This window comes from Spirochaetota bacterium (genome assembly GCA_026414805.1).
In the GTDB taxonomy this organism is placed as follows: Bacteria; Spirochaetota; UBA4802; order UBA4802; family UB4802; genus UBA4802.
The window spans coordinates 1-26206 of the sequence record JAOAIH010000003.1 but is presented as its reverse complement, the minus strand read 5'-3'; the positions used below and the strand labels follow the sequence as shown (position 1 = coordinate 26206).

The window sequence follows — 26206 nt, the reverse complement described above, 5'->3', positions numbered from 1 at the left end:
AATAAAAAGAAAGGCATGGTAAAAAAGAATATTAAAATTTCTTCAAATTTAACGACAGTTCCATGCAAAACTTTTTTGCCAAAAAAATTATAATGAAAATGCTGTGGATCTTTGCTTCGTTTATATATTGCCCTTGCAATGCTTATTTTTATAAATAACATAATCAGCATGATAAACCCAGTCATTAACCATAATAGCAGTTTGAAATCGACTTTTGCAACATATTCAGGATGAATAATTGCTAAAGCTGTAATACCCCCCGCTAGCAGTACATTGCTAATTGTTGTATTTATAAACCCTTTGAGATATTTATTTTCCCTTCGTAATACATAGAGGACAAGCGAATAGATGTGAAACGAAAATGAAATCTGCAATAGTATAAAAAGGGCAATTAACATCAGTATTCCTGTATACTTATTTTCAGATAGCCAAACCCTCTATAATATAAAGGATTATAAATTAATTTGCAAGCATTCTTTACTATTGATTTTATTTTTTATAGCAGGGAATGACTATCGTGTACGTGAATCTATGTTTAAGAGTATACCAATGCTTATAAGCGACATGATTAAATTTGAACCGCCATATGATAAAAACGTAAGCGGAAGGCCTGTAACTGGCATTATACCCAAAGCCATCCCAATATTAATAATCACATGGAAAAATATCATACATGTTATACCGCCAGCAACAAGCATACCAAATTTATCTGATGCTTTTAATGCTATTGTAAATCCTTTATATATTATATATGCATATAATGATAATACTATAACTGCACCAATAAAACCCCACTCTTCTGCAATTACTGAAAAAATAAAATCTGTTGATTTTTCAGGCAAAAAACCCAACTGGGACTGTGACCCTTTTAAAAATCCCTTGCCAATAATTCCACCTGAACCTATGGCAATCTTTGATTGTATCACATTATATCCTGATCCATATGGGTCTAAATCTGGATTCAAAAATACAAGGATTCTCCTTTTTTGGTATTCCTTTAAAAATCTCTGAATAATAACCGATAAAAATAAACCTGAGGATACAATAAATGAAGGAATATATATTGCTCTGTATACTTTAGAATTAAAAAAGAAATATAAAACAAATGCAATAATTGCTGTAACTAATAAAGCGCCCGAAATTATATACAACAGTTCATTGCCTCTGAGGAATGAAAAAATACCACCTGATACACTCATTCCACTCCATTCAAAATACGTCAACATCATAGGCACAAATAAAGCTATAGTAGCTATCCCTACAATCGATATTAGTTGTGGTATATCAGCCCCACCTAAAAATAATAAGGTTAAGAATATTGGCACATAAATCATAGCTGTACCAAAATCGGGTTGTAAGTAGATGAGTAACACTGGAATTCCAATAATTACAAAGGGTATAAATAGTTCACGCAGCCTTTTAATATCAAACTGCCGTAATTCAAGATATTTTGAAAGGATAATGATAGTGGCAAGCTTCATAAACTCTGAAGGTTGTATAGCAAAAAAACCAAAACTAATCCATGCGCGGGTATTACGTATTTTTGCTCCAAATATTGTTGTAAGCAAAAGAAAAAATAATAATAGTAAATATATATATAGGGAATAATCACCTAATAATCTATAATGTACTCGTGAAACTGCAAACATACATATTATACCAATGATAAACCACAGTAATTGCTTTTTATATAATCCGCTATTGACCTTTTCAATTGGATCAAAACCAGTGGCATAAATAGTTATTAGACCAATTAAAATCAGAGCAATAATAGCAAATAGGAGATTAACATCGTATTCCTGGAAAGCTGATTTTATGGTTTTAAACATTAAAAATATCCCTTTTTTATCAATGTGCTGAAAACCTGTTCTGCAATTGGAACAGCAGTTGCGGCGCCTGCAATACCATATTCAACCATTACTACAATAGCAACAATCTTTTCAGGGGCTGCATCGTATGGACCAAAGCCAACAAACCAGGCATGTTGGCTTACGTCCTCCTGCCTTTTTGAACGTGTTTGTGCAGTTCCTGTCTTGCCACACATTTGCACTTGTAAATATCCCAGGCGTGCAGCAGTACCATTGGTGACCGCCATTCTCATTCCTTGTTTGATTGTTTCTATTGTAGTTGGTGATAATGGTATTTCACGAAGTTTTTCGGGTATAACAACTGAAATAACTGATGAATTATCATTTGATCGAATTTCTTTTATAAGATGAGGTTTGAAAACAACACCAGAATTGACTATCGCCGAAATAAAATCCATCATGCCAATTGGGGTTACAAGCATAAAACCTTGGCCTATAGAAAGATTAACCGTATCCCCATCAAACCATGGTTGTCCAAAAGTTTTTTGCTTCCATTTTTTTGATGGAATAAATCCTGTAATTTCGCCTGGTATATCAATGCCTGAAGGTTCCGCAAGCCCTAGATATCCAGCATAATTGAAGATAGTGGTTGGTCCTAACTTCAATCCTAACTGGTAAAAATATACACTGCAGGATTTTGCTATTGCCCATAATAAATTGACTGAACCATGAACTTGATAACAATAAAAATCTCTGTCCACATATCCCTTTAATGTGTATTTCCCAGGGCAATATAGTGTAATATTAGGATTCCATTTTTCTTCTTCAAGTGCAGCAATTGCTGTAACAAGTTTAAAAGTTGATGCTGGGGGGTAGCGTGACTGTATAGCCCTGTTTAAAAAAGGCTTATTTTTATCATTATTTAATTGTGTTATTATCTTTGTATTGTTTTTTGATATAATCTGATTTGGATCATAATCAGGTTTACTCACCAAGCTTAAAATTTCACCTGTTGCAGGTTTCATTACTATAACAGAACCTCTGTTGTCACCCAATGCAGTATATGCTGTTTTCTGGACATCATAATCTATTGTTAGAACAATATTATACCCGGGTTTTGGGTGTTGTCCAATTTCTTCACCCTCAGTCCTGTTTTTTGCGTCCACTATACGCCTTACATATCCATCCACACCACGTAAGGTTGAATCGTATTGTCTTTCAATACCAGCTTTTCCTATTTTTTGATAATATTTATATCCCACATCTTTATAGCTATTGTATTCTTCTTTAGTTAAACTCCCAATATATCCTATGACATGTGAAAATATATTGGCAAAAGGGTACACTCGTACTGGTGCATCTTCCCACATAATATTTGGGAATTTATCCTGATTGGTAGCGATAGTTACTACAATATTAAATGGAACATCTTCTTGTATTACATATCTGTTATAAGGATTATTTGATTGTATGTCTGATATGATTTCATTATATGGTAATTTTAACAAAGCACACACATTTTTTATTGCATAATATAATGTTCTTTTTTCTTTATAACGTGCTGGGACTACAATAACATTAAACGATGGTCTGTTTGTTGCCAGTATCACATTCTGCTTATCAGGAGCAAAGTTTCTATCGTATATTTCACCACGGGATGCAGGAATAGGAATATTATTTTCCATATTCATGCGCGACTTTTCAGAATATTCCTTTCCCTGTATTATCTGCAAATTAATTAGCTGGAAGAAAAAAATACAGAACATGGCAATAACAATAATTCCAACAAACAAAAGCCTTTTTCTGAACTCTTCAATAATTTTAGTTCTTATAGATGCAAACTGCATATACTAACGACCTTCCCTCGATAACTCCTGTTCAAATATCTTATCAAAAAGGAAGAATAATGGGGGGGATAATAACGCATTATAGAAAGATTCGGGTAAAATAATTGAAGTTATTGAAGATAATGATCCTTGATGGAATAAATAACATAATATAAGAGTAATAATACCTTTTGCAATAGATGCAAAAAAGACTAGCAAAAAAACTGTAAAAAGATTTTCTTTGAAAATTGACCTTCCAAAAAAACCAATTATGTACCCTAAAGCCATTTTAGGGAACGCTAGCAACCCCAGGGGAGAATTGGAAATTGCATCATGCAATAATCCACCTATAAAACCCGTTACTTCACCATATAAAGAACCAAAGCTATAAGCAAAATAAACAACGACGATAAACACAAGATCAGGTTTTACACCCCCAATTCGCAGGACATCAAAGGAAGAATGCCCCTGAATGATAAGTGATGCTAACAAAAGTGCACCAGTTATAAGATACATTACTATCATAGTTGCGGTTCTTCCTGTATTAATTTTAAGATCTCTTCATCCGGTTCTTTTTTAATAACTACTACATTTTCAATTAGATCAAAATTTATATACGGTTTTACTAAAACACGCTGAAATGCACCGGATTCAGATGGGAACGATTTAATAGCTACTCCTACCAATAGCCCTTGGGGGAAAATACCTCCCTGACCTGAAGTGATGACAATATCACCAGCTTTTACAGTTGCAGTTTTATCAACATAATCAATTACACATAATTTACCAATAGCCGAATAGCCACTTAAGAGTCCCGGATAACGGCTTTCCTGAAATATAACCCCTATTTTTAAATCAGGAGAAATAATTGGCAAAATCCGTGCTATTGATCTTCTCACTTCAATTATTTTACCTACGATTGCTTTTTCATCACCAAAAAAAGCAACCACCGGCATATTTACTTCAATGCCGTCAGAACTTCCTCTGTTAATAATTATTGTCCTGAACCAGTTGTCTGGGTCTTTTGATATAATAGTAGCTAAAACCGATTCATATTTTAATCGCTGTTTCAGTCCTAAAAGATTTCTGAGCTGTTCATTTTCTCTTTTGATTTCCTCTAACTCTTCAGCAACTGATTCATACTGCTGTAAGCGTAATCTAGTTTTTTCCAGTTCTTCCTGTGCATTTCGAAGTTGCGAAAAACCTGACCATAAGAGTGAAAGATTTGTCTGTATGGCATGATATAACTTCTGAAATGGAAAAATAACTGCATTACCTGCCCCCTCTACAACATTTGTTACCCCTGTTGATTGTAAAGAGAGTGAGATGAAACAAAACAGAGTAAATATTACAAATAGTACAATTGTTTTGTGCCTTATAAAGAATTCCACAGCAGACCCATCATTTAAAAATAAAATAAATACTCCTGCGACACGCAAGAGCATCTGTATAGAGAAAGAAATACAGCGGAACTACTTCAAATTAGAGCGGTAAAGGTTTTTAATTTCCTCAAGGAATTTACCGGCTCCCATCACAACACATGTCAATGGATTTTCAGCCCGTATAACTGGAACACCGGTTTCTTTGCTAATATACTTATCAAGACCCTTTAATAATGATCCACCGCCTGAAAGCACAATCCCACGCTCAACTATATCCGCTGCCAACTCAGGTGGGGTCCGTTCCAATGTATGTTTAATAGCATCTAGTATCTGATCTACAGGTTCTTTTAAAGCTTTTCTTATTTCCGTTGAATCTATCTCTAAAGTACGTGGTAAACCAGAAATAGCATCACGTCCTTTTAATTCCATAGTTTCAATTTTCTTTTCAGGGAAGGCATTGCCCAGTCTGAATTTTACATCTTCGGCCATTCGCTCGCCTATCACCAGATTGTACTGAGTCCTCATATATTTTATAATGGCTTCATCAAACTCATCCCCTGCTATCCTTATCGAATCAGCTATAACCATGCCACCAAGCGAGATAACAGCAATCTCAGTTGTACCACCACCAATATCAACAATCATATGGCCTGCAGGCTCGTGAATTGGTATATTAGCTCCAATAGCTGCTGCAAGAGCTTCTTCAATAAGATAAATTTCACGTGCTCCGGCTTGCTCCGCAGACTCACGAACCGCACGCTTTTCTACCTCAGTAATGCCTGATGGGACACCAATCACAACCCTTGGCCTAACCAGCGTTGTACGTTTATGCACCTTTTGTATGAAATATCGTATCATCTTTTCAACTGTTTCAAAATCAGCAATAACACCATCTTTCATCGGTCGTATTGCAACAATATCTCCCGGAGTTCTTCCTAGCATCCTCTTTGCCTCATGGCCAACAGCCAGTACTTTGCCAGTACTTGTTTGAACAGCAACAACAGAAGGTTCACTCAAAACAATACCCTGTCCCTTGACATGTACTAAGGTATTGGCAGTTCCCAAATCAATACCCATATCATTGGAAAATAAACTGTATACAGAATCGAAGATCATAATAAATTTACCTTTTTAGTCAAAAAATTGATAATCAGCATATTATTTGCATTTGAATGATACTTTCCTTCAATTTTTGTCAAGCGATTATCGTTAAAATTTTTTATCAAATGCTAAAAAAGATTACATTATCCCTAGCAAGCGCTTGGCTTCGGTATTATCTGAATCAATTAAAAGAACCTCACTCCATAATGCCTTTGCCTGGGATATATTACCTACAGCAGAATATACTTTACCCAACCACAGTTTGCACTGCACATCATGGTCATCAATTTGTAAAGCCGCATTCAAGTGCTCAAGCGATTGCGAGTATACACCTTTCCTGTAAAATATCTTACCCAATTCTATATGAACTGCTTTTACAATGGTATTGTCCCTTGAACTCTGAAGTATATTTCTATACTCAATAATAGCATTGCTTTGCTGATTTGCGTAAAGATAAGATGCAGCCAAAAACATTCTCCCTTCAATATTATCTGAAACCCCTTTTACCTTTACTAGCTCAATCCCTTCTTCAAAATGTCCACTTTTTATAGCTATGAGAGAATACATTCTTATATTCTGTAACGATAGTTTTTGCACATTAGAAACTTTTTGTACAATTGTATATATTTCATTAACAGGATAATATCCACTGCAATATAATGATGCAGCGTAACTGACTCTTGTATTATCACTAATTGAAGATCTGCCGCCAAGGGCTATCCCTTTATTTATGGCTTTAATTGCTAAAAGGAAGTGCTGCCGTATATCAGCAGAAATATTTTGCAATACAGTGTCATCATAGAGTGTATATATGGGTTTATTTAAAAGGCTATAAGCATAATGATAATACGTTTCGCCCAACAGATAAAAAGCATCTGAACTCATTGGATTGCTTTCAGCATATTTGGTAACAGCACTGCAAAGATCCTTCAACTGCTTCTGCCGTATAGTAGTATCTGGCTGATTTGATGCAGCTTCAATTTTGGCCTGTAATTTATTTAATGTATATTTCCAGAAAAATATATACTGATGATAGTGGTGTACCACATAAATTATGCATGCTATTAAAACAGCATTAATTACCCATTTTGTGGTAATTTTTTTTCTTTGTCGTGATGTATAGCGATAATACATAGTAATCAACCCCTGCATTTAAGATTCATTAAAATTATTATACTCTTTTTCAATATCCAGTAAAATATCAGAATCTTCATTAAGTACAATACAATGAACAGCATTTTTTCCTTTTACTGTAAATAGCATATAATTTTCATGTGCTTTTAGGGAAGATATGCGGAAAAAATCATACCGATACAATTTGTTATCAATTGTAATATTAATTCCCTGTTGTATATATTGTAAATGACCAGATCCAATTCTTGTTAAAAAACTAAAGTCATTTGTTGCCACAGAATCAGAAATATTTCCAATAGTGCCACTGCTATCTACATACATCACAACTTCATACCCTTTTTTACCCTTTGGTATATGAGATCTGGTATCTTTAGCTACATTACTGTCATTTGGTAAATTGGTAGTAATTCTATCTTCTAGTACAATATCTATTTCTGGCAATTCCTCAACATCCACATCATTATTTTTTGATACAGCCAGCCCTTTTGACTTATCAGTTTTTGATACAATAACTTCATTATCATAATCAGGTACAAATCTATCGTCAGGGAGTGTTTTCTTGATAGCTACTTCAAAAAACTCAGAATATAGAATAAGCAAAACACCTGATATTACAATCACAACAGCTATATAGAATACAATCATTGCGCTATCCTGACCAATAAAATAAAGTATAACCTTGCCAACTGTTTAATATAAATAAGCATCAACAATGCTACTTTTTCATTTTATCATAAAAAAAACGGACATTTGCCTATAAATATTGTCGAAACTATTAATTTACAAGTCAAGGATTAATTATAAATTTTACGGTATTTTCCACAAACCAGCTTTCAAGTAGGGTTTGATATAGGGAAAATCATCGGGTTCATGGTCCAGGAACTCTAATTTCCAGTCTTTTGGGTGCAATGACCTATAATCATGTACACTAATGGAAACTGCATTGATAGTGGTAAGAACATATCCGCTACGAGCAATAGTTTGAATTAATGCACAAAAATCACTATAATGAGTTTTAACGCTGAAATTTTGTTTTTTATTGCGCGAAAATGTTGGCGGGTCAAATATTACAAAATTAAAGGGAGTATTATGTTTCAATGCTTTTTTTAAATACTGCTTGCAGTCAATTTTAACAAAATCTCTTGAATCGTAAGCAATATTATTTAAAAGATAATTTTGTTTTGCCCTGTTTAAAACTGATTGTGAAATATCAACGTTTACAGCATGTTGTACTCCATTTTTTAAAGCATGTACTGAAAATAGTCCAGTGTAACAAAAAAGGTTGCACAGATTACCACCCTTCATATAGTATGCAGCCATTTTACTGCGCACCACTCTCATATCAAGAAAAACACCGGTATTCTGACCATTTATAAGATCCACATACGCCGCTATATTGTTCTGTTTTACTATAAATTTCTCAGGTGGTAGGTCCCCTTCCACAAGGATGCTTTTTCTAATTTGAGCAATTCTTTGAGGGTCATTAACTTTTGATCTATCTTTAAGTAATATTCCATTAACCGGTATATGTAACGAGTTAAGTATTGTTTTACAATATTTGCTTATCTTGTGATAGATGCTATACAATGAGCTATCATACAATTGCAATAGTACATATCCATTATAGTAATCAATGATTAACCCCTCACAATTATCACCACTGCTATTGAATAACCTGAATGCATTAGTTTCTGCATTATTAAAAAGCGCTTCACGCTTAAGGACTGCCTGTTCTATAATTTTATAAAGGGGCATGTACTATGCTATTTTTTCTAAGGTTTCTTTTATACGATTTTCAAGAATATCAAAATTATTGCTTTCAATTAATTTGCTTTCAACAATATACGACATGCCGCATGCCAAAACCTGTGGAATTGCACGATAATCCTTTATAGCATGAGGTAAAATGCCGCCTGTAGGTATAATGGAAAATGAAAACCTGACAAAGGGCTCTAACATTGCTTTAAGATAGGCTGCACCACCAGCATACTCTGCTGGAAAAAATTTTAACGTTGTACTGCCTATTTGTAAGGCATGGGCAAATTCAGTAGGAGTTGTGAAACCTGGAATATACGTAACATTAGTAGTTTTGTGCGATAGCTCAATTAATGAATCATTGACACAAGGTGATACAACAAATGATGCACCTGCATCAACAGAAGCCATAAAATCATCCACCGTTAGCACACTGCCTGCCCCTATCAGCAATTGTGGGAAGGATTTTCGCAGTATGGTAATACATTCCAGAGCCTGTGGTGTCCTTAAAGTGATTTCAATACAATTGAATCCATACCTGCACAGCATTTCAGCAACGATAATTATTTTAGAACTATCGCCAAAAACTCCAATGGGAATAATTGGAACTGTAAGGTTTAGCTGCATGGCAGGAAAATAATTATAACGGACAGGCCTTGGATACCGTAGCTCTATTTTATTACCATCAGGGTCAGTAAATACAACAAGCCGACCTTTGCGTATATTCTCAGGGCCATATACAATATTGATATTCTTTTCCTCTAGTTCATCAAGTGCATCATCAAAATCTTCTTCATCAATATAAAAACATATATGGCTTTTTGAGTTATCGGGAGCTTTGTAATTTTTAACTTCGACAAGCTTAATAAGAATATCGCCAACTTTTATAAACGCTTCACTAGCATTGCTTGCACGCTCAACGACTTCAAAATCAAACAAATCACTATAAAATTCTATAGCTTTATCCAGGTCAGATACTGTTATGCCAATGTGGTCTACATTCTCAATTACTATCATTTCTGATTCTCCTTTTCTATTTGCTTATTACATAAAGAGTATGAACTCCATTATTCAGCTTCACATTTTCTAGATAAAATTCAACAACTTTTTAAAACTCCTTAAAGTATTGTCAATTATTTAAAAAACTCACACAAAAATATTTTACTTTTTATTCCACAGTAACACTTTTTGCCAGATTCCTTGGTTGGTCCACATCGCAGCCGCGCAAAACTGCAATATGATAGGCTAAAAGCTGCAAGGGGACAACCGTTAAAAGAGGCGATATAATTTTCCTGGTAACAGGAACATACAGTACATGATCAGCATATTTTTTAATTTCTTCATCACCTTCGGTTGCAATAGCAATAATTTTGCCTTTACGTGCTTTTACTTCTTGCATATTGCTTATAACTTTTTGGTAAACCTCATCCTTCACTGCAATAAACACAACAGGCATATTTTCATCAATAAGGGCGATAGGCCCATGCTTCATTTCCGCAGCAGGATACCCTTCTGCATGAATATACGAAATTTCTTTAAGCTTAAGCGCACCTTCTAAAGCTACAGGGAACTGTATGCCTCTTCCTAAATATAGAAAATTTCGGTGATGTTTATACAATTGTGCAATTGCTTTGATTTCATCATTCTTATTAAGAATCTGTTTTACAAGCGCCGGTGCATTAATTAATTCTTGCAAAAATTCTCTTCCTGCATCAGCAGTCATGTACTTTCGCCGTGCCAGATAAAATGTGAGTAAGATCAACACTGTAATCTGGGAGGTAAATGCTTTAGTTGATGCAACACCTATTTCGGGACCTGCATGGATATACACGCCACCATCGCTTTCGCGTGCGATGGTACTGCCCACAACATTGGTTATGCCAAGTACCTTTACCCCACGGGCTTTTGCCTCTCGTAGTGCAGCAAGCGTATCAGCTGTTTCGCCTGATTGGCTTATTACTATCACCAGATCTCCTTTATCAAGTATGGGGCTTCTATACCTGAATTCAGATGCATATTCAACTTCAACTGGAATGCGTGCATATTCCTCAATCAGGTATTCACCTATTAAACCAGCATGCCATGAAGTACCACATGCTATGAAGATGATTCGCCGTATTTCATTTAATTCATCTTCAGTAAGCCTCAATCCATCAAGCCGAGTTTTACCTTCGTCCAATAAAATCCTGCCCCGGAAAGCATTTTGTATTGTTTCAGGTTGCTCAAAAATCTCCTTAAGCATGAAATGAGGAAAACCCTGCTTTTCAATATCAGCAATATCCCAGTCAATTTTATCAGTATGTTTTTCAATATTTTGTTTTTGCAGATTATACGTTTTAACTGAATTTTTTGTTATCTCAATTATTTCACCATCTGAAACATATATGACATTGCGTGTATGTTCAACTATTGCACTTGCATCAGATGCCACAATCATTTCATTATCGCCTACACCTATTATTAAAGGACTGCCATTGCGGGCAGCTATCAATTTATCAGGTTCTTTTTTTGAAATAACAACAATGCCATATGTACCCTCTACTTTGGTTAATGTCCTTTGTACTGCATCAACCAATGGCATTGTCTGGTGATAATATTCAATCAGGTGCACAATGACTTCAGTATCGGTTTCACTTTTTATTATATGATTATGTTTCAGTAATACCTTTTTAATAGCGGCATAATTTTCAATAATTCCATTATGTACTAAAGCTATCTGGCCATTACAGTCAGTATGCGGATGCGCATTAATATCATTTGGTTCGCCATGCGTTGCCCAGCGCGTATGCCCAATCCCAACATGAAATCCTTTGAAATCGTCATAATTTAAAATTGTATTGAGTTCTGAAACTTTACCTTTTTGTTTTTGAACAATCAGCGTATGATTGAGTGCTGCAATCCCAACTGAATCATATCCTCTGTATTCAAGGCGGCGCAATCCATTGATGAGAACTTCGGCTACATTTTTATTGCCAATATATCCTACAATTCCACACATACAAACTTATTCTCCCTATTACCATGGAATCATTTGATACAACATGAATGCTTGCAATGCACATCATTATTATTCATCTATGTATACAATCATGCTTTGTAATCAGTAACAAACATATCAAACCCAGCTTTATTTTATATCAAGCACCTGTTTCAAAGAAAATCTGTATTCATTAACAAATGGTTTTAATCAAAGATTATAGTATAATCAACACTTCTACATTTAATTACTATAATACAAAGCTCCAACCTGTGTAGTAATATCACCAATCTTTATACTATTTATGCCACACAATAGGTTATTTTTTTATAAAAATCAACGCATTTTTTTTATATTTTTAAAATAAATGGGGCTTGCAAAGCCCCATTATTATTATACTTCTACTATTGCTTCTGCAGGACACAAATCAACACAGCTACCACATTCAGTGCATGCATCCTGATCTATCACATATTTATCTTTACCTTCAGATATTGCCTGTGATGGACATTCAGCAGCACATGAACCGCACATTGTACATTCTTCGGTTATTTTATACGCCATGCATTATCCTCCTTAAAAAAAATACATTACTTCAGACAATTAAATATAAAATGTAGCACATTTTTCACTGCCAATCAAAAATTATACAAATATAAATAGCATGACTACTTAATTATTTAAGCTACTATAATTTCATAAAAAAAAATATAGAAATTGTATTTCAGTTTGAAACAATTTTTTTTAAAAATACTCAGCCAATTCATTCAATATTATTAAAATAACTCTCATTTTTTACAATAGAATTATAAATATTGTTCAAAAAAAATATTTATTTATACCTATTAGCCGGTATTTGAGTTGACTTTTTATTGATGTTTAAAATATTATACTAACAAATAGTAAAAAGAGTAAATTATGCATACATAAATGAGTGATTATTCACTCATAATGCCATTGCTACTAAAAATTCATTTTTATAAAGGGGGTTTACATGAAGTTTATATCCAAACTGTGCATTGTAGTACTGATAGTTTTTGTATGTTCAACAGTTTTTGCAGGCCAATGGGTATACAAACCCATGAGCATTAATGCCCAGAAAGGTGATATCATACTGTCAACCAGCCCTGGATTTATAATGGATCTTCTTGCAATTTTAGGTTGTTACTGGAGTCACAGCGGGATGGCAGTTGATAATGGGTTTAATATTCGGCATAACACAATGTACGTGAGTGAAGTGCCAATTGAATACAATTATATATGGTTCATTAAAACAACACCAAAGCGTATGGACCCAAACAGATTGAGTAATGGCTTACCCGGTATATTAACCGAAGATATTGACACAACCTACAATGTTACTAAAAATTTTCATGCAGCTGGTGGAGCTGTATTAAAACCAACAGCAGCCAATGAAGCTTTATACAGACAGTACTTGCAGTTGGCAGCGGACAAACTATTGTATGTTAAAGCGTATTACCGTGTTAATGCGTATGTAAATATGTATCAGCTTGATTATGTAAATTACTATATAACAGGGCGTGGTAATCATTGTTCAGGTACTTGCTGGTATGCCAATTACTTTGCTGGAAAAACAATGAATGTGGCATATATTCCTCCCTCATTGGTAACACAGTGTGCATTCAACCTTTATAACTCAGTAAAGAATATGGTGCGCGATGAAGCCGGTGGTTTTGGCGCCTTCATTATAGATATTGAAGGCCTCTTTGGAACTGGTGCTGATGAAAAGATTGCCAACCAGATTGTCAATACGTTTGGCTGGGACAGATCTTGGGACACCTCTGCTTACTGGAGAAGCTACATTAACCAGAAATCTGCTACAGCTAATGCACCTGATCATCTGTTGTTATATACCTACAAAAATCCATCGGGCTATTATCCTGGTGTACAAACTACCTCCTCTTCATACTATGGACAGGTTGATCCACTTGTTATTACCTCCGGATACTATTATTGGGTGGATTAACTGGGTGAACACAACAATCCCGGGTTATTATTTGCCCGGGATTTTTTTATTGATTATTTTAATATTCAACAGATAATCGCTTTGCAATGAATTTCTAATGATTAGTATACTTTAATATATTTGATTAATTTTATACGATGGTGCAGTGCATTGAGCTATCGCCAATATATTATATTGTTACAAAATTTACATTTCATTAGAGGATAACTTATGAAACGCACATATATAATTGGGGGAATTATTATTGTTATTATAACTATAATTCTTTTAATTACTCTTAAGAATGATAAAGAAGGGGTCGATAACTCCACAAAAACACAATCACTGCTTAATATATTCCAATTTATGTCAGCACCAGAACCTCAGGAAGAAATTCCTCCCGTTGATCCAGAAAAGGTTGAAACTTACGAGATTGAACAGGCAAATTTTATTAAAGAGATAATACTAGAAAAAAACCCAGTATGTGCAGGTGAAGATTTTAAGGTTACGGTTATTGCAAAAAACCCATTTGGGCCTGATGCACACCTGGTGTATCGCATCAGCAACAAATTAGGTAATCCTGCAATTTTGCGTTTTACCAAAGCAGGACTAAGGGAATTTTACGTAACAGTACGAGATGAAGGCAAACATATAGACATGCGTAAAGTCCAGATAAATGTGGTGGACTGTGCTGATAAGCCAATGGTTACATTAAGTGCTCGTCTGCATAATCTGGAACCTGAATCCGCAATATTTGAGGTCACTTCCCAGAAGGGGCTGTCCGGGAAATGTACCTATGATTGGGATTTTGGTGATGGTACGTATGCCACAACACAAACCGGTTATATAACTCACAGTTATGCTTCTAGAGACCAAAAAGGTTTGCAGTCAAGCTTTATTGCACAGGTTAAAATAACTGATGCCAACGGGATATCAGCCACAGGGAGAGCCAGTATATCATTTCCCAATGTTCACTATTTATCAAATCTAATGGGGAATCCAATAATACCGGTTCTTTACAATAAATTTCCTTCTATAGATAACAATTACATCACTGTAGAAGTTAATATGAAAAATATTTTTGATGAACCGGTGTCATTTAACAATGCTGTACTTGAATGTAAGCCATGCAATACTTCACTTTCACCGGATTATAAAAATATTAATCCTGATCAGATATTGGAATCAACATTTTTAGCACCTAAATCTTCGGTTAAGCAATTGCTGAAAGTGCCAAAATCGCTGTTGCCAAAATCAACATGCAACCTCAATATTACCTTTTCAGGGTCATACTCTAACAAGCGTGAAGTGTATGCAAAAATTTATCTTAATATACCACCGCAGTCCAGGGATGATATTGATGCTTCACGGGATAAAATAATCACTGATGAAGATATGATTCAGAAGCTAAACAAAGCTGCACAAATATTGGGTAAGGATAAACCTATTACACCACAGGATATTCAAAAATTGGAACGTGAAGGCAAATTATAGAATTGATTTACTCAGGTTAATAAAATAAATAATAGTATAGCAATTACTATCAAACCTGCTATAAGCCCAATAAGAAGGCTCCCTTTTGATGAGGCTTTTTCTTCATCAGAAATCACAAGCTTTGTTTTAACTTTAACATCCTGCTCCTCTATAGCCTTACCATAAAGACTTTCTGTAATTTTTACAAATATGGTATATCCCTTCTTTTTACTGTAATTCACTGAAAATACTTCAGCTTCAATAGGTGTATTTTTATTATCTACAATTAAATTCAGCGCTTTTGCCACATCATAGCCATACGGTGTAGACGTATCAATTAATATATATATAAAATCACCTTTTTGCAGTTGTGAAACCTTTTTGCCTGAAGTTGGCGATAATACAACATCAACAGCTACCAGTTTTTTATCTATTTTACTTTCGCTTGACTCTTCTTCAGTTTTTTTATCAAACTGGGAGGGGTTATAAAGCATATGAAATCTAATCACATCTATTTTGTGTAGCTCTGCACGGACTTGAATATCTTTGTATTGTGACAACAAAGAAGCAAATAACTGCCCTGCTAACCCTGATGCTTCATGCTCAATAGCATGCAATAATTTGTTAATATCTATTTTCCATAGACTTGACTGAATTTCATGTTGTATTGGTGTAAGTTTAGTTACTCTTTCTGCAGCTTTAGTAACTTTATAAAACAGATCATACAATGCGTCATTAGCTTTTACTTCGGACTGTACTACTGCAGGCTCAGCTACCCAGCAGAAACAATACAACAATTTTTTTGTGATACAATTAACAAAACAAAAACCAACACCACTAAACTGCTTTGCATCAAAATAAATTACAGTTATTCCAATATCTTGCTTACTGCTTTTTATTGATTCCTCTGCCAGCTGTGTATTATTATCATAGTATTGAGCAGCAATTTCCACCTGCTGTGATAATGTTAACGAATCAATTTTTTGAGCAATAATAATTTCATTATATTGTGCCGGGGAGATACTATCAAATTCAGAATACACATCAATGATATCAATATTCAAAGCAGTCTTAATAATACGTTGGAATTCATTGACTGCAGCTATTTGGTTATTACCAATATTATTAATTAACACATTGATGTTTTTTTGATCTAATCTGTGTAAAAGATAATTTTTTACAATTTCAAAATATTCTTTTTGCACAGCATATTGCTGCGAAGCTACATTAATAGCCTCGATAAAATCAACAGATGAAATATTAGTACGGGCATTCTTTAAATTATCCCCTGAAATAAAAACACCATTAACGCCAATAATTCTATTGTTTTCTTTGTCAATTACAGTTAATATCAAACCTGATATATTAAGTTTGGCGCAATAAACTTTACTTTTTATTGAAACCAGTGATTTTGAAGACATAATTGTAATCCTTTATAGCTTTATTTAAACCCCGGATGTTAACAAAATCAATTCATTTTTTTAATTGCACAAAATTTAATTCATCTATCTTTTGTATTCACCTCCAATAAAAATTTCTTGACGTTTTGTTAAATACTGCATGTACACTATAATACGATATAAATTCAATGTTTTTTTATAATGTTAGATGAATATAATTTGTATAACATATCAAAATTTTTGGATTGTCCAAAGCTTTTTTTACATACATTATATTTAAGCAACCAAACACATGATTCATACTAAATATATTATAAGGAACAATTGTCATGAAAAAACTCATACCAAAATTTAAAAATAAAATCTCTGAATTGAGGAATTTCATTATTCAAATAATAAATCAGATTTACCGTGGCGAAGAAGCATTTAACTGGCTTACAACCAAAATAATAAATACTGTGAAGGTATTTATTGTTGCCTCCCGCAAGTTTATGAAAGATGACTGCCTTACCAAATCATCTTCTATTGCATATACAACCATTGTTTCGCTTATTCCTACACTGGCTGTAGTTTTAACTATTTATTCCATATTCTCAGGAGTTGGCGACAAAAAGGACGAGTTATTTAGACAAATTACATTATTCCTCATTGAACATAATATCAAAGTAAATGTTGACCCATTTTTTCAAACTATAAGTACATTAATTGACAATGCAGCAAAAATAGGTGGCATTGGTGCAGTTGTGTTGGCTTTTTCGGCTACTGCCGTTTTACGGACACTTGAAAAATCATTAAATGATATTTTCAGGGTTTCCAAACAGCGTTCAATGTTTTTAAAAGTTATCTATTACTGGGCAGCTTTGACATTAGGTCCAATAATGATTATTGCTGCTACTGCAGTAGCCACTCAAATATCAAGCACTCTCTCAGCACCTCATTTGAATGCGATAGCTCATTATAACAATTCACACTATGTAGTTGGAAACAAAGCTACAATACTTTTTAACAACAAAGATGACCTCAATTTTACTGAGCTTCCCATTGAAAAAATAGATTTTGATAATCAGCATGTATATTCATACAATCCAGGTGACAAACAATTTAAAGCAGAAGAATTCAGAATAGAACTAATTGAATACAAACGAACTAAATTTTCAGATATTGCATTCGTAGGCCAGAAAGGTTTTATTATTGGTGATAATGGTATTATACTTAAATCAAATGATGCTGGTAAGTCATGGCTTATAGAAAAATGGGGCAACTTTTCATTCAATGATATTGCAATGGTTGATGATACTACAGGTTTTATTGCTGCAAATGATGGATATCTTCTTAAAACTAACGATGCTGGTAAAACATGGAATGTGATTGATTGGGAAAATGTTACCTCAAATTTGAACGCAATAAGCTTTTACAAAGATAAAGGAATCATTGTTGGCGATAGATCATATGTAATAACTACAACTGATAGAGGCAAAACCTGGAAAATACAGCAACTTGCCGAAGGAAAATATAAAAAGAATTACCTTAATTTCAACAATGTACAAATAATAGATGATACTAACGTAATTATTGTTGCTGATGAAGGCTTTTATTTAACAAGTTCTAAAAATTTTACTGTATGGACTGCTCATAAATTCAAGGATAGCAATCTTTATGCAGTGTATTTCATGAACTCCAGTGAAGGCTTTATGGCTGGTGAAAAGGCTGATATCTTTTTTACAGCAGATGGTGGTGAAAAGTGGACAATTAGAAAGCTTAAAGGGGAACGTGTCAATGAGCTATCGCTTTATAACAACTTATTATGGGCAATTGGTAACAACAGTTTTCTTATGTTATCAAAAGATATGGGAACAACATGGCAAGGACTTAAGGGTAGTAGTATTTTAGTGTACCTGCTAAATTTCTTTGCTCCATTCTTCTTCATATGGATCCTTTTTTTGATGTGCTATATGATACTCCCAAACACTAAAGTACCTTTACGTCCTGCTGCAATAGGTGCATCATTTACCAGCGCTGTGTGGGTTATTTTTATTTTACTGTTTATTGTATATATTAAAGCTTTTGCCAAGAGTACGTTTGCCATTTACGGTGCACTTGCTGCGTTTCCAATATTTTTACTGGTTGTTTACTCTTCAGCTGTTATTATTTTATATGGCGCTGAGATTTCGTATGTTCTGATGAACCCTTTGAGCTATAAATATTTAAACAGGGCACTGAAGGATAAAAAGGATATTCACGTATATTCTGCTATAGCACTGTTGCATTATATTTATAAAAAATTTGAATCTGGAAAGGGTGCTTGTAGCTTCCAGGAATTGCTGCCAATGACGCTCAATGATGTTGATGTGCTTGACATGTTTATAGAGCTTTTTATAAAAGAAAAGTTTATTACACATACCGAAGATTTTGGAATTATTCCTGCAAATGCAAGTAAAAATATTACTATAGCAAAGATCATTGACACCATTTATAGCATATCACTGGATATCCCTGCTGCAAAGCAGGATAAATTAAAATCATATCTGGCTGATTTATTCAAGGAAATGAAACAGTCAATTGAATCAATAGTACAGAATAAAACTCTTGCTGATGTTATCCGTGCAACAGAATAAGCTACTGGGAGACTATCCTGAACAAAAACGGGATGACTATTACCTTCCCTTTAATTTCGTCGGGGACTTTACCAAAGTTTTTGGATAGGCGTATAGCATCAATACATGATTCATCAATGGCTTTATTACCTAATGAATCAACAAGTACAATATCCAGCACATTCCCCTCACGGTCCATTGTAAAGTAAAGCTTGATATCCTGCGTTGGAATGGCCATAATTCGCATTCTTCCGGGCGCCATACTGCCTGTCATTGGATTATATCCATAGATTACAGCATTTGCAAGTAACGGAGGATGCCAGTTGGCTGCCACTTTATCTTTCATATTCTTGAAGTACTCAAATGGTTTGAATTTTAATGTATTGAAAGAAAAGAAACCATCACTGGTAAAAAAGAGTGCATTTTTTGGTGTAATACTGTATTTATCGGGTATACGGGTAAATTCACTATCACCTTCAAATTCGGGTATGCCACCGGCAACCTCTTTTGACAGAGTGATTGTATATTCTGTATTGTCGGTTGAAACTATAAGTTTATCCTTTGCAGCTTCTCTACTGGCAATTCCACCTTTGCCAAGCTGCCGCACTCCTTTTTGCATTTTAAAATCTAGAGAATTGTTAAGCCACCTATCACCTTTTTCTTTGGTTATATAGCCTTTGGCGCGTGATGTCTTATCCGAAAGAAGTGTATTTTTATTTATATCTTTTATATTATCCTGATTAATGTTAACAATAATATCCCTGCCTTTAAAGGTCAAATCAGCTTGTTTTGAAAAGAACACGCCGTATCGTATCTGAGCAATAAAAAAAGATACTATCACAATACTGTGCATAAAAAATGAAACTAACAGCACAAGGTCAAATCTTACTTCTGCACGTTCCATTTTCCAATTCCTTTTCTGTATAGTTTTGTCTGAACCCGCACTTCTTCTAGCATCTTTTTATATTCTACAGTGAATTCAACATCACGACGTGACATCATTGTTTTGCAGGTAGCATAAAACTTATCCTCAGATGGCAGGTCAACAATGTGCCCATCAATATACCAGGTAAATGGTGGTATAAATTTTGGTGTTATATCACCACTATGAATCACCATACAGCCAGGCCCCATAACCGTGCCAGTATTAATAAGAGTACCTATGCTTGTCATCGTAAAATCGCCAATAAAACAACCCACTTTAAGTAATTGCGTATTAATCTTTTCATCACCAATAAACAATTTAACCGTTGTGTAATTATTTTTCAAATCACTATTTGTAGTAAGTGCACCTAAGTTAACCCACTGCCCAATGTACGAATGACCTATGAAACCTTCATGGTATTTATTCACAAAGCCATGAAAAATAGTTTCCTCCACTTCCCCACCAATTCTGCACCACGGACCTATACTACAGCCTTCTCTGACCTTTGCCTGTAGCAGTACTGAATTATGGCCAATGCAGCACGGGCCTTCAATACGCGTAAATGCTTTTAAAGCGCACCCCTTCCCAATATATACAGGCCCCCTTGTGCAATCAACAACAACATATGGTTCAATTGTTACATCATCTTCTATTATTAATTGAGAGCTATCGCCAATAATTGTTACATTACTTTGTACTCCAGAATTTTTTTTAAGTAAAAAATCTTTTGTTATAATCTCACCATTTGAATTAATAAGTTCCCACAGGGATGTCATCACATAACCATTATACTTACAACATGATGTAATGCTCTGTAAATAATTCTGGACATCTTCTGTAGTAGTACATTGCAGCATAGAACCTTCGTGCATCTTTGCTAGCACAGGGATACCATTATACAAATACACTGTATTTTTTTGTATGTTCGATAGTTCCGGATATACAATCCGTGCGTTAATAAATAGCAATTCCTCATTAGGTTGTAATGTTGCTGGTTTATTAATATGCAGATTGGGATACTGTATATGAGCTATCGCCTCTAAATGATGCCGTGTATAAAAATATATGTTGTGAGGAAACGATGTTGCAAACAATGTAGCGTAGCGCTCCCACATTGTGAAAAGACCACAGCGGATATCCCATACGGGCCTTGTGAGCGTAATTGGGAAAAAGTCATTGTACTTTGCATCTTCAAAAATTATTATCTTCATAATGTATACTATAAAAATTATTGTTAATAACTCAAAATAAATATCTATATAGAACTAACATTATTTATTTTCAATTTTTTTACTTATTAGTGTAAATATCATCATGTAATATAAGCTATACAATAGTTATGATTAATATAATTGTCAACCACATTAAAACAAAAAGCCACCCAACATGAGTGGCTTTTTTATTCATGCTATTGCTTGTTATATTACTTATTTGCTTCTTCTTCAGCAAACTCTTTCTTACGCTCCTCAATAACTTTTTCAGCAATCCTGCCCGAAATTGGCTCATAATGCGAAAACCGCATTTCAAAAGTAGCCTTCCCGCTTGTCATAGCACGCAGGTCAATTGAATAGCGTAACATTTCTGCAAGTGGTACCAGCGCTTTAACTACAGAAATTGGTGAATTGCCCTCTTCATCCGAACTTCCCATGCCAAGCACCTTGCCACGCCTGCTGGTAATGTCATTGAGGATATCCCCCATTGAATCTTTTTCCACATAGACATCAACTTCCATTATTGGTTCAAGCAGTATTGGACCTGCTGCTTCAAGGCCTTTTTTCAAAGCTTGCCGAGCTGCTATCTTAAATGACATTTCAGATGAATCTACTGGATGATACGAACCATAGTAAAGCTCAACTGAAATGTCAACTACCGGGAAGCGTGCAAGTACACCTTCTTCCATACCTTCACGCAATCCTTTTTCAACAGCAGGGATGAAGTTACGTGGAATAACACCGCCAACAATACTGTCAATAAATTCAAACCCTTTACCACGCTCAAGCGGTGCAACACGTATAAATACTTCGCCATACTGTCCATGGCCACCCGTTTGCTTTTTGTGTTTATACTGTGCTTCAGCTTTTTTGGTGATAGTTTCACGATATGCAATTTTTGGTTCAGAGGTTATGAGCTCAATTTTGTTCTTTTCCTTGATGGCTTTGAGAATAATGTCCAATTGCATCTCGCCCATACCGGAAAGCACAGTTTGCTTTGTCTCAGGATTAAATACATATGTGATAGTTGGATTTTCATCAGTTATCCGCGAAAAGATCTGTCCAATTTTGTCCTCATCACCCTTCTTGGACGCATGAACAGCATATGAAAATACAGGATTAGGTAACTGTATTATTGGTAACAGCACTGACTGTTTTGTATCACACAAAGTATCAAGAGTTGCTGTTCTATCCAGTTTAACAACCACACCAATATCGCCGGGAAGAAGTTTGGGAACATCAACTGGCTTATTGCCTACCATAGTATACAGTTTAGTAACTCGTTCTTTATAAATCTTGGTTGAGTTTAATACTTCAGTTTCAGGGAGCAGAGTACCAGAAATGATTTTGAGATAATTAAACCGGCCAGCATACTGATCGATATAGGTTTTCCATACAACTGCTGCAAACGGTGCATCAGGTTTTGATATAATTGTTACTTTTTCGTCCTTATTATTTGGATTTAGTCCTTCAACTTTTTTATTTAATTCCCAGGCAGGAACATAATTTTTTATTACATTGAACAATGTCTTAATACCGGTAGCTTTTAATGATGAACCGCAAATAACCGGGAACACATCTGCTTTTGTAACAAGAGCTTTCAAACCTTTCTTCATTTCATCCTGGGTTAATGGCTCACCTTCCAAATACTTTTCTATTAGTGCATCATCACCTTCGGCTGATAGTTCCATCAAATTATTGAGTGCATCTTCAGCAGCTTTCTTTAGATCAGCCGGAATATCGCTTATCTGTGGCTTGCCATCAGGTTTTTGCATAATCACCTTCATTTCTATGAGGTCAACAACCCCACTGTGCTTGTCGGCTTCCCCAACAGGTATGCATACAGGTGCAAACTTTGCATTGAAATGTGATTTCAGATTATCGATTATTGCATTAAAATTTGCACGCTCTTTATCCATCTTATTTATAAAAATGACACGTGGAATCTTTTTAGATTCCAGATATCGCCATACTTTTTCAGTTTCAATCTGTACACCATCAACAGCATCAACCACTACAATAGCTGCCTCAGACACCTGAATAGCAGCTCGTGCTTCGCCAACAAAATCTGACATACCTGGCGTATCGATTATATTTATTTTGACATCATCTATCTCCACAAAACCAAGAGCACTGCGTATTGACATTTTTCTGCTTTTTTCTTCTTCATCGTAATCTGAAGTAAGCGATCCATCATCTGGCTTGCCTATTTTATCTATCTGGCCACCAATAAACAACATCGCATCAAATAATGTAGATTTTCCTGTACTTCCATGCCCCACAATGGCAACAGTTCTGACATTTTCAGTAGCATATTCTTTTAGCATCATACCCTCCAGCGTACTATACACTAAATTAAATTGAGATATTCTCTTTTGGGACGAATTGATAAAAGCTTTTGCTGAAAAGTAAAATGGTATATGTTTTTTGTAAAGTATTTTATTTTATAAAATTTAAAGGCATGAGTCATATAATTGCATATTACTCAAGAGTATAAATTAATTTACATGATGCTGTTGATTTACATACATGTGGAACGTAAGTACACGCAATTTCTATAAGATTTAAATCAATTTATAATTGATTATTTCATGACATTCATGTAACATATCCAATATATGCAGGATTTTAATTCAATGAAAAACTATTATTTAAAAATAAAATATAGTATCACCATCAAGCTGAGGTATGCTCAATTATTTTCAGAAAATTTTCTAAATTATATTCTGAATAGCCTTACCACAATAACGATTGTAAAGTTATGTACTGGTGTTACAAAGATTGTATCTGTACTTTGTTTTCTTATATTACAGACACCTGCACTAGCCCAATTTGTCTATGACGCTTCCACCTTACATAATGCTGCATCACGAAGCCAGACAGTACAGCATATTTTTTATCAGCGCTGGGATGCAATGCTCGATAACTATCTCCACTTTGATGCATACATTAACCTAAACTGGGTATATGACTTTTATGTCAATACCTACAATCGCGGAACTGGAGAGAAAGAAGCTGTACCTATGCGCCTAGTTCGCACATTTTCAGATGTAATTTTTTTATTCCCGATATATTCGCCTCATAATGAAATAAATCCAGATGAATCTCAAACCGTTGATACAACAGATATAACAACGTTTAGAAAGCCATGGGTATATAATACAATTTTACTGGGTTTTACGCTGTGTGGTTATCACTATGGATTAACACGTTCGGTTGAAATTAATCGTGGCAGCGCTGGAAATGAATCAGCATCCGACTATGCCTTTTCACAATTTTTTGATGACATAGCTGCTGCAACACTGGTTTTTGTTCCTTACATAACGCTCCATACAGGCATAATATTTAACCAGCAGATGGAACCCAATGAAGATGGTACCCTAGATTATAACTTTAACCCTTCATCTATCTCAAAACGATATTTCAGCTCATTGAGCTTTTTTAATACTCTTACATGGCGTTCAACTGCAGCAAATGATCGTGTGGAATCATCAGAAATAAGCATCAGTATAACACAATTACTACTTCTTACAGGTTACTCTATCAATTACTTGCCTGATACTACTATCGGTTACAAACGATACAAAAAATACAACGACGAGCCGTATGACCCTGTATGGGTGACCACTGCAAATGGAAAATCAAATACTATGAGCGATAGCTCAAGACAGCAGGCAACCCTGCATACCTATTACACAATGCTGTCAAAAGCTTTTAGTAATTTTCGTTTTGCAGCACAAATTGAATTTCAGCATGTAGATGCAACACTCATAGATAAACGTACTGAGCAGAAGGTCAAAATACCATTAATGCGGTTATGGTGGGCAAAAGCCGGATACGATTTTCTTGAAATGCCTGGCTGGGATTTAATTCTGTGGCTTGGCGTCAATAAATTCTATGACCCTGCAATCAGCTATCATAGCAAGCATTTGGATAATGACACTGGTGGATGGTTTGCAATGATAGATGGCGTGGCACCATACATAACCTTATCCATTAAGGCTTCGTATAATGAAGCATCAGAGCTTGATAAACTTGTTGAAGCAGTTGATAAATATATTCTGGAAGCAACTGCGTCATTCAGGATATAATACTATGATAAGGAAAATTATATCATACATATTTTTAGTGGCGATAGCTCATAGCATGATAGCCTGCTCCTACACAGCAGACTACATAGAAGGAGCACTCACTAACCGTGCCAGTTTTTCTATCAGTGCCCGCTATGAATCTGGTACTGGTGTTATCGTTGAGTGGACTACCAATCCCAACGAAGATTCTTTTGCCGGTTACGAAATTTACATGACAAAAGAGGCCAACAACGAATTTTCTGACATGATAGTTGTGGGTGCATGTTATAGTATTGGCTCATCATATTTTCAAACTGATAGTACACTTGACAGCTCTTCAACATCACAATTTACTCATACTGCTTTACCACCTTCTGGTATTTACTTTTACCGTGTTGGCGTCATTGATTGGGATGAACGTGATTACGATGGTGATGGTAAAGATGACAAAAAGCCCCTATTTCCTAATCAAACGCTCTATGAATCCTACACACATATAGCCAAGATCAGCGGCAGTGCTATGGTAGTTATACCATAAGTTACAGGCTCAAGGCTCTGACCCTTATTACATACTACACCCACCC

Annotated in this window: 21 protein-coding genes; 5 read left to right on the top strand and 16 right to left on the bottom strand. The window is 34.9% G+C overall.

The features are described 5' to 3' along the window. From N3F66_01195 to N3F66_01140, 12 genes are all read right to left on the bottom strand, one after another. Positions 1-398: hypothetical protein (locus N3F66_01195; protein ID MCX8122763.1), on the bottom strand; the 398-nt coding region annotated here is incomplete at its 3' end. 114 nt (positions 399-512) lie between these two features. Beyond that, entirely contained in the window at positions 513-1829 is a 1317-nt protein-coding gene (gene rodA, locus N3F66_01190; GenBank protein MCX8122762.1) for a rod shape-determining protein RodA, read from the bottom strand. Then, positions 1829-3655, bottom strand: coding sequence for a penicillin-binding protein 2 (mrdA, locus tag N3F66_01185; GenBank protein ID MCX8122761.1), 1827 nt, complete (start codon positions 3653-3655; stop codon positions 1829-1831). The genes rodA and mrdA overlap by 1 nt, the downstream gene beginning before the upstream one ends. A gap of 3 nt (positions 3656-3658) precedes the next feature. Continuing rightward, positions 3659-4159 carry a rod shape-determining protein MreD gene (gene mreD, locus N3F66_01180; protein MCX8122760.1) on the bottom strand — a complete coding sequence of 167 codons (501 nt, stop codon included), beginning with the start codon at positions 4157-4159 and terminating at the stop codon, positions 3659-3661. Continuing rightward, positions 4156-5025, bottom strand: a complete 870-nt coding sequence (gene mreC / locus N3F66_01175) for a rod shape-determining protein MreC (GenBank protein MCX8122759.1) — start codon at positions 5023-5025, stop codon at positions 4156-4158. Before mreC ends, mreD begins: the two co-directional genes overlap by 4 nt. 81 nt (positions 5026-5106) lie before the next feature. Next, on the bottom strand, positions 5107-6132 hold the full coding sequence (locus N3F66_01170) for a rod shape-determining protein (GenBank protein ID MCX8122758.1): 1026 nt from the start codon (positions 6130-6132) through the stop codon (positions 5107-5109). Positions 6133-6255: 123 nt separating this feature from the next. Then, entirely contained in the window at positions 6256-7251 is a 996-nt protein-coding gene (locus N3F66_01165) for a tetratricopeptide repeat protein (protein MCX8122757.1), read from the bottom strand. 18 nt (positions 7252-7269) lie between these two features. After that, positions 7270-7896 (bottom strand): hypothetical protein, encoded by a 627-nt coding sequence (locus N3F66_01160; GenBank protein MCX8122756.1) that lies wholly within the window; start codon positions 7894-7896, stop codon positions 7270-7272. 162 nt (positions 7897-8058) lie between these two features. Further along, entirely contained in the window at positions 8059-9006 is a 948-nt protein-coding gene (locus N3F66_01155; protein MCX8122755.1) for a class I SAM-dependent methyltransferase, read from the bottom strand. Positions 9007-9009: 3 nt separating this feature from the next. Further along, on the bottom strand, positions 9010-10023 hold the full coding sequence (eda, locus tag N3F66_01150; GenBank protein MCX8122754.1) for a bifunctional 4-hydroxy-2-oxoglutarate aldolase/2-dehydro-3-deoxy-phosphogluconate aldolase: 1014 nt from the start codon (positions 10021-10023) through the stop codon (positions 9010-9012). A 151-nt stretch (positions 10024-10174) separates the two neighbouring features. Continuing rightward, positions 10175-12004 carry a glutamine--fructose-6-phosphate transaminase (isomerizing) gene (gene glmS / locus N3F66_01145; GenBank protein ID MCX8122753.1) on the bottom strand — a complete coding sequence of 610 codons (1830 nt, stop codon included), beginning with the start codon at positions 12002-12004 and terminating at the stop codon, positions 10175-10177. Between the two features lie 372 nt (positions 12005-12376). Next, the gene (locus N3F66_01140; protein ID MCX8122752.1) at positions 12377-12547 is read right to left on the bottom strand and encodes a 4Fe-4S binding protein; all 171 of its coding nucleotides are present in this window, start codon (positions 12545-12547) and stop codon (positions 12377-12379) included. 430 nt (positions 12548-12977) lie between these two features. On the opposite strand from N3F66_01140, the gene N3F66_01135 reads away from it, so the two are divergent. Together N3F66_01135 and N3F66_01130 are read left to right on the top strand one after the other, a co-directional pair. Next, positions 12978-13970: a hypothetical protein gene (locus N3F66_01135; protein MCX8122751.1), complete on the top strand. Its 993-nt coding sequence runs from the start codon at positions 12978-12980 to the stop codon at positions 13968-13970. A 210-nt stretch (positions 13971-14180) separates the two neighbouring features. After that, a complete protein-coding gene (locus N3F66_01130; protein ID MCX8122750.1) occupies positions 14181-15443 on the top strand; it encodes a PKD domain-containing protein in 1263 nt (420 codons plus the stop codon). An 11-nt stretch (positions 15444-15454) separates the two neighbouring features. Here N3F66_01130 and N3F66_01125 read toward each other — a convergent pair whose 3' ends face one another. Next, positions 15455-16843 (bottom strand): hypothetical protein, encoded by a 1389-nt coding sequence (locus tag N3F66_01125; protein MCX8122749.1) that lies wholly within the window; start codon positions 16841-16843, stop codon positions 15455-15457. A gap of 308 nt (positions 16844-17151) precedes the next feature. On the opposite strand from N3F66_01125, the gene N3F66_01120 reads away from it, so the two are divergent. Continuing rightward, positions 17152-19437, top strand: coding sequence for a YihY family inner membrane protein (locus N3F66_01120; protein MCX8122748.1), 2286 nt, complete (start codon positions 17152-17154; stop codon positions 19435-19437). A gap of 1 nt (position 19438) precedes the next feature. On the opposite strand, the gene N3F66_01115 is transcribed toward N3F66_01120, so the two are convergent. From N3F66_01115 to fusA, 3 genes are all read right to left on the bottom strand, one after another. Then, complete coding sequence (locus N3F66_01115; GenBank protein MCX8122747.1) at positions 19439-20320, bottom strand: energy transducer TonB; 882 nt, start codon at positions 20318-20320, stop codon at positions 19439-19441. Then, complete coding sequence (locus N3F66_01110) at positions 20302-21552, bottom strand: putative sugar nucleotidyl transferase (GenBank protein MCX8122746.1); 1251 nt, start codon at positions 21550-21552, stop codon at positions 20302-20304. The genes N3F66_01115 and N3F66_01110 overlap by 19 nt, the downstream gene beginning before the upstream one ends. 212 nt (positions 21553-21764) lie before the next feature. Continuing rightward, a complete protein-coding gene (fusA, locus tag N3F66_01105; GenBank protein ID MCX8122745.1) occupies positions 21765-23882 on the bottom strand; it encodes an elongation factor G in 2118 nt (705 codons plus the stop codon). A gap of 306 nt (positions 23883-24188) precedes the next feature. Here fusA and N3F66_01100 point away from each other — a divergent pair, with 306 nt between their 5' ends. Both N3F66_01100 and N3F66_01095 read left to right on the top strand, forming a co-directional pair. Beyond that, entirely contained in the window at positions 24189-25643 is a 1455-nt protein-coding gene (locus N3F66_01100; protein MCX8122744.1) for a hypothetical protein, read from the top strand. 4 nt (positions 25644-25647) lie between these two features. After that, the gene (locus tag N3F66_01095) at positions 25648-26160 is read left to right on the top strand and encodes a hypothetical protein (protein MCX8122743.1); all 513 of its coding nucleotides are present in this window, start codon (positions 25648-25650) and stop codon (positions 26158-26160) included. The last annotated feature ends 46 nt before the right edge of the window (positions 26161-26206 follow it).

Coding starts and splice junctions, on each gene's coding strand:
- N3F66_01135 (MCX8122751.1), top strand. CDS start 12,978: ATGAAGTTTATATCCAAACTGTGCATTGTAGTACTGATAGTTTTTGTA.
- eda (MCX8122754.1), bottom strand. CDS start 10,023: ATGATAGTAATTGAGAATGTAGACCACATTGGCATAACAGTATCTGAC.
- N3F66_01170 (MCX8122758.1), bottom strand. CDS start 6,132: ATGATCTTCGATTCTGTATACAGTTTATTTTCCAATGATATGGGTATT.
- rodA (MCX8122762.1), bottom strand. CDS start 1,829: ATGTTTAAAACCATAAAATCAGCTTTCCAGGAATACGATGTTAATCTC.
- fusA (MCX8122745.1), bottom strand. CDS start 23,882: ATGATGCTAAAAGAATATGCTACTGAAAATGTCAGAACTGTTGCCATT.
- N3F66_01100 (MCX8122744.1), top strand. CDS start 24,189: ATGAAAAACTATTATTTAAAAATAAAATATAGTATCACCATCAAGCTG.
- N3F66_01120 (MCX8122748.1), top strand. CDS start 17,152: ATGAAAAAACTCATACCAAAATTTAAAAATAAAATCTCTGAATTGAGG.
- N3F66_01125 (MCX8122749.1), bottom strand. CDS start 16,843: ATGTCTTCAAAATCACTGGTTTCAATAAAAAGTAAAGTTTATTGCGCC.
- N3F66_01115 (MCX8122747.1), bottom strand. CDS start 20,320: ATGGAACGTGCAGAAGTAAGATTTGACCTTGTGCTGTTAGTTTCATTT.
- N3F66_01130 (MCX8122750.1), top strand. CDS start 14,181: ATGAAACGCACATATATAATTGGGGGAATTATTATTGTTATTATAACT.
- N3F66_01140 (MCX8122752.1), bottom strand. CDS start 12,547: ATGGCGTATAAAATAACCGAAGAATGTACAATGTGCGGTTCATGTGCT.
- N3F66_01110 (MCX8122746.1), bottom strand. CDS start 21,552: ATGAAGATAATAATTTTTGAAGATGCAAAGTACAATGACTTTTTCCCA.
- mrdA (MCX8122761.1), bottom strand. CDS start 3,655: ATGCAGTTTGCATCTATAAGAACTAAAATTATTGAAGAGTTCAGAAAA.
- N3F66_01160 (MCX8122756.1), bottom strand. CDS start 7,896: ATGATTGTATTCTATATAGCTGTTGTGATTGTAATATCAGGTGTTTTG.
- glmS (MCX8122753.1), bottom strand. CDS start 12,004: ATGTGTGGAATTGTAGGATATATTGGCAATAAAAATGTAGCCGAAGTT.
- N3F66_01165 (MCX8122757.1), bottom strand. CDS start 7,251: ATGTATTATCGCTATACATCACGACAAAGAAAAAAAATTACCACAAAA.
- mreD (MCX8122760.1), bottom strand. CDS start 4,159: ATGATAGTAATGTATCTTATAACTGGTGCACTTTTGTTAGCATCACTT.
- N3F66_01095 (MCX8122743.1), top strand. CDS start 25,648: ATGATAAGGAAAATTATATCATACATATTTTTAGTGGCGATAGCTCAT.
- N3F66_01155 (MCX8122755.1), bottom strand. CDS start 9,006: ATGCCCCTTTATAAAATTATAGAACAGGCAGTCCTTAAGCGTGAAGCG.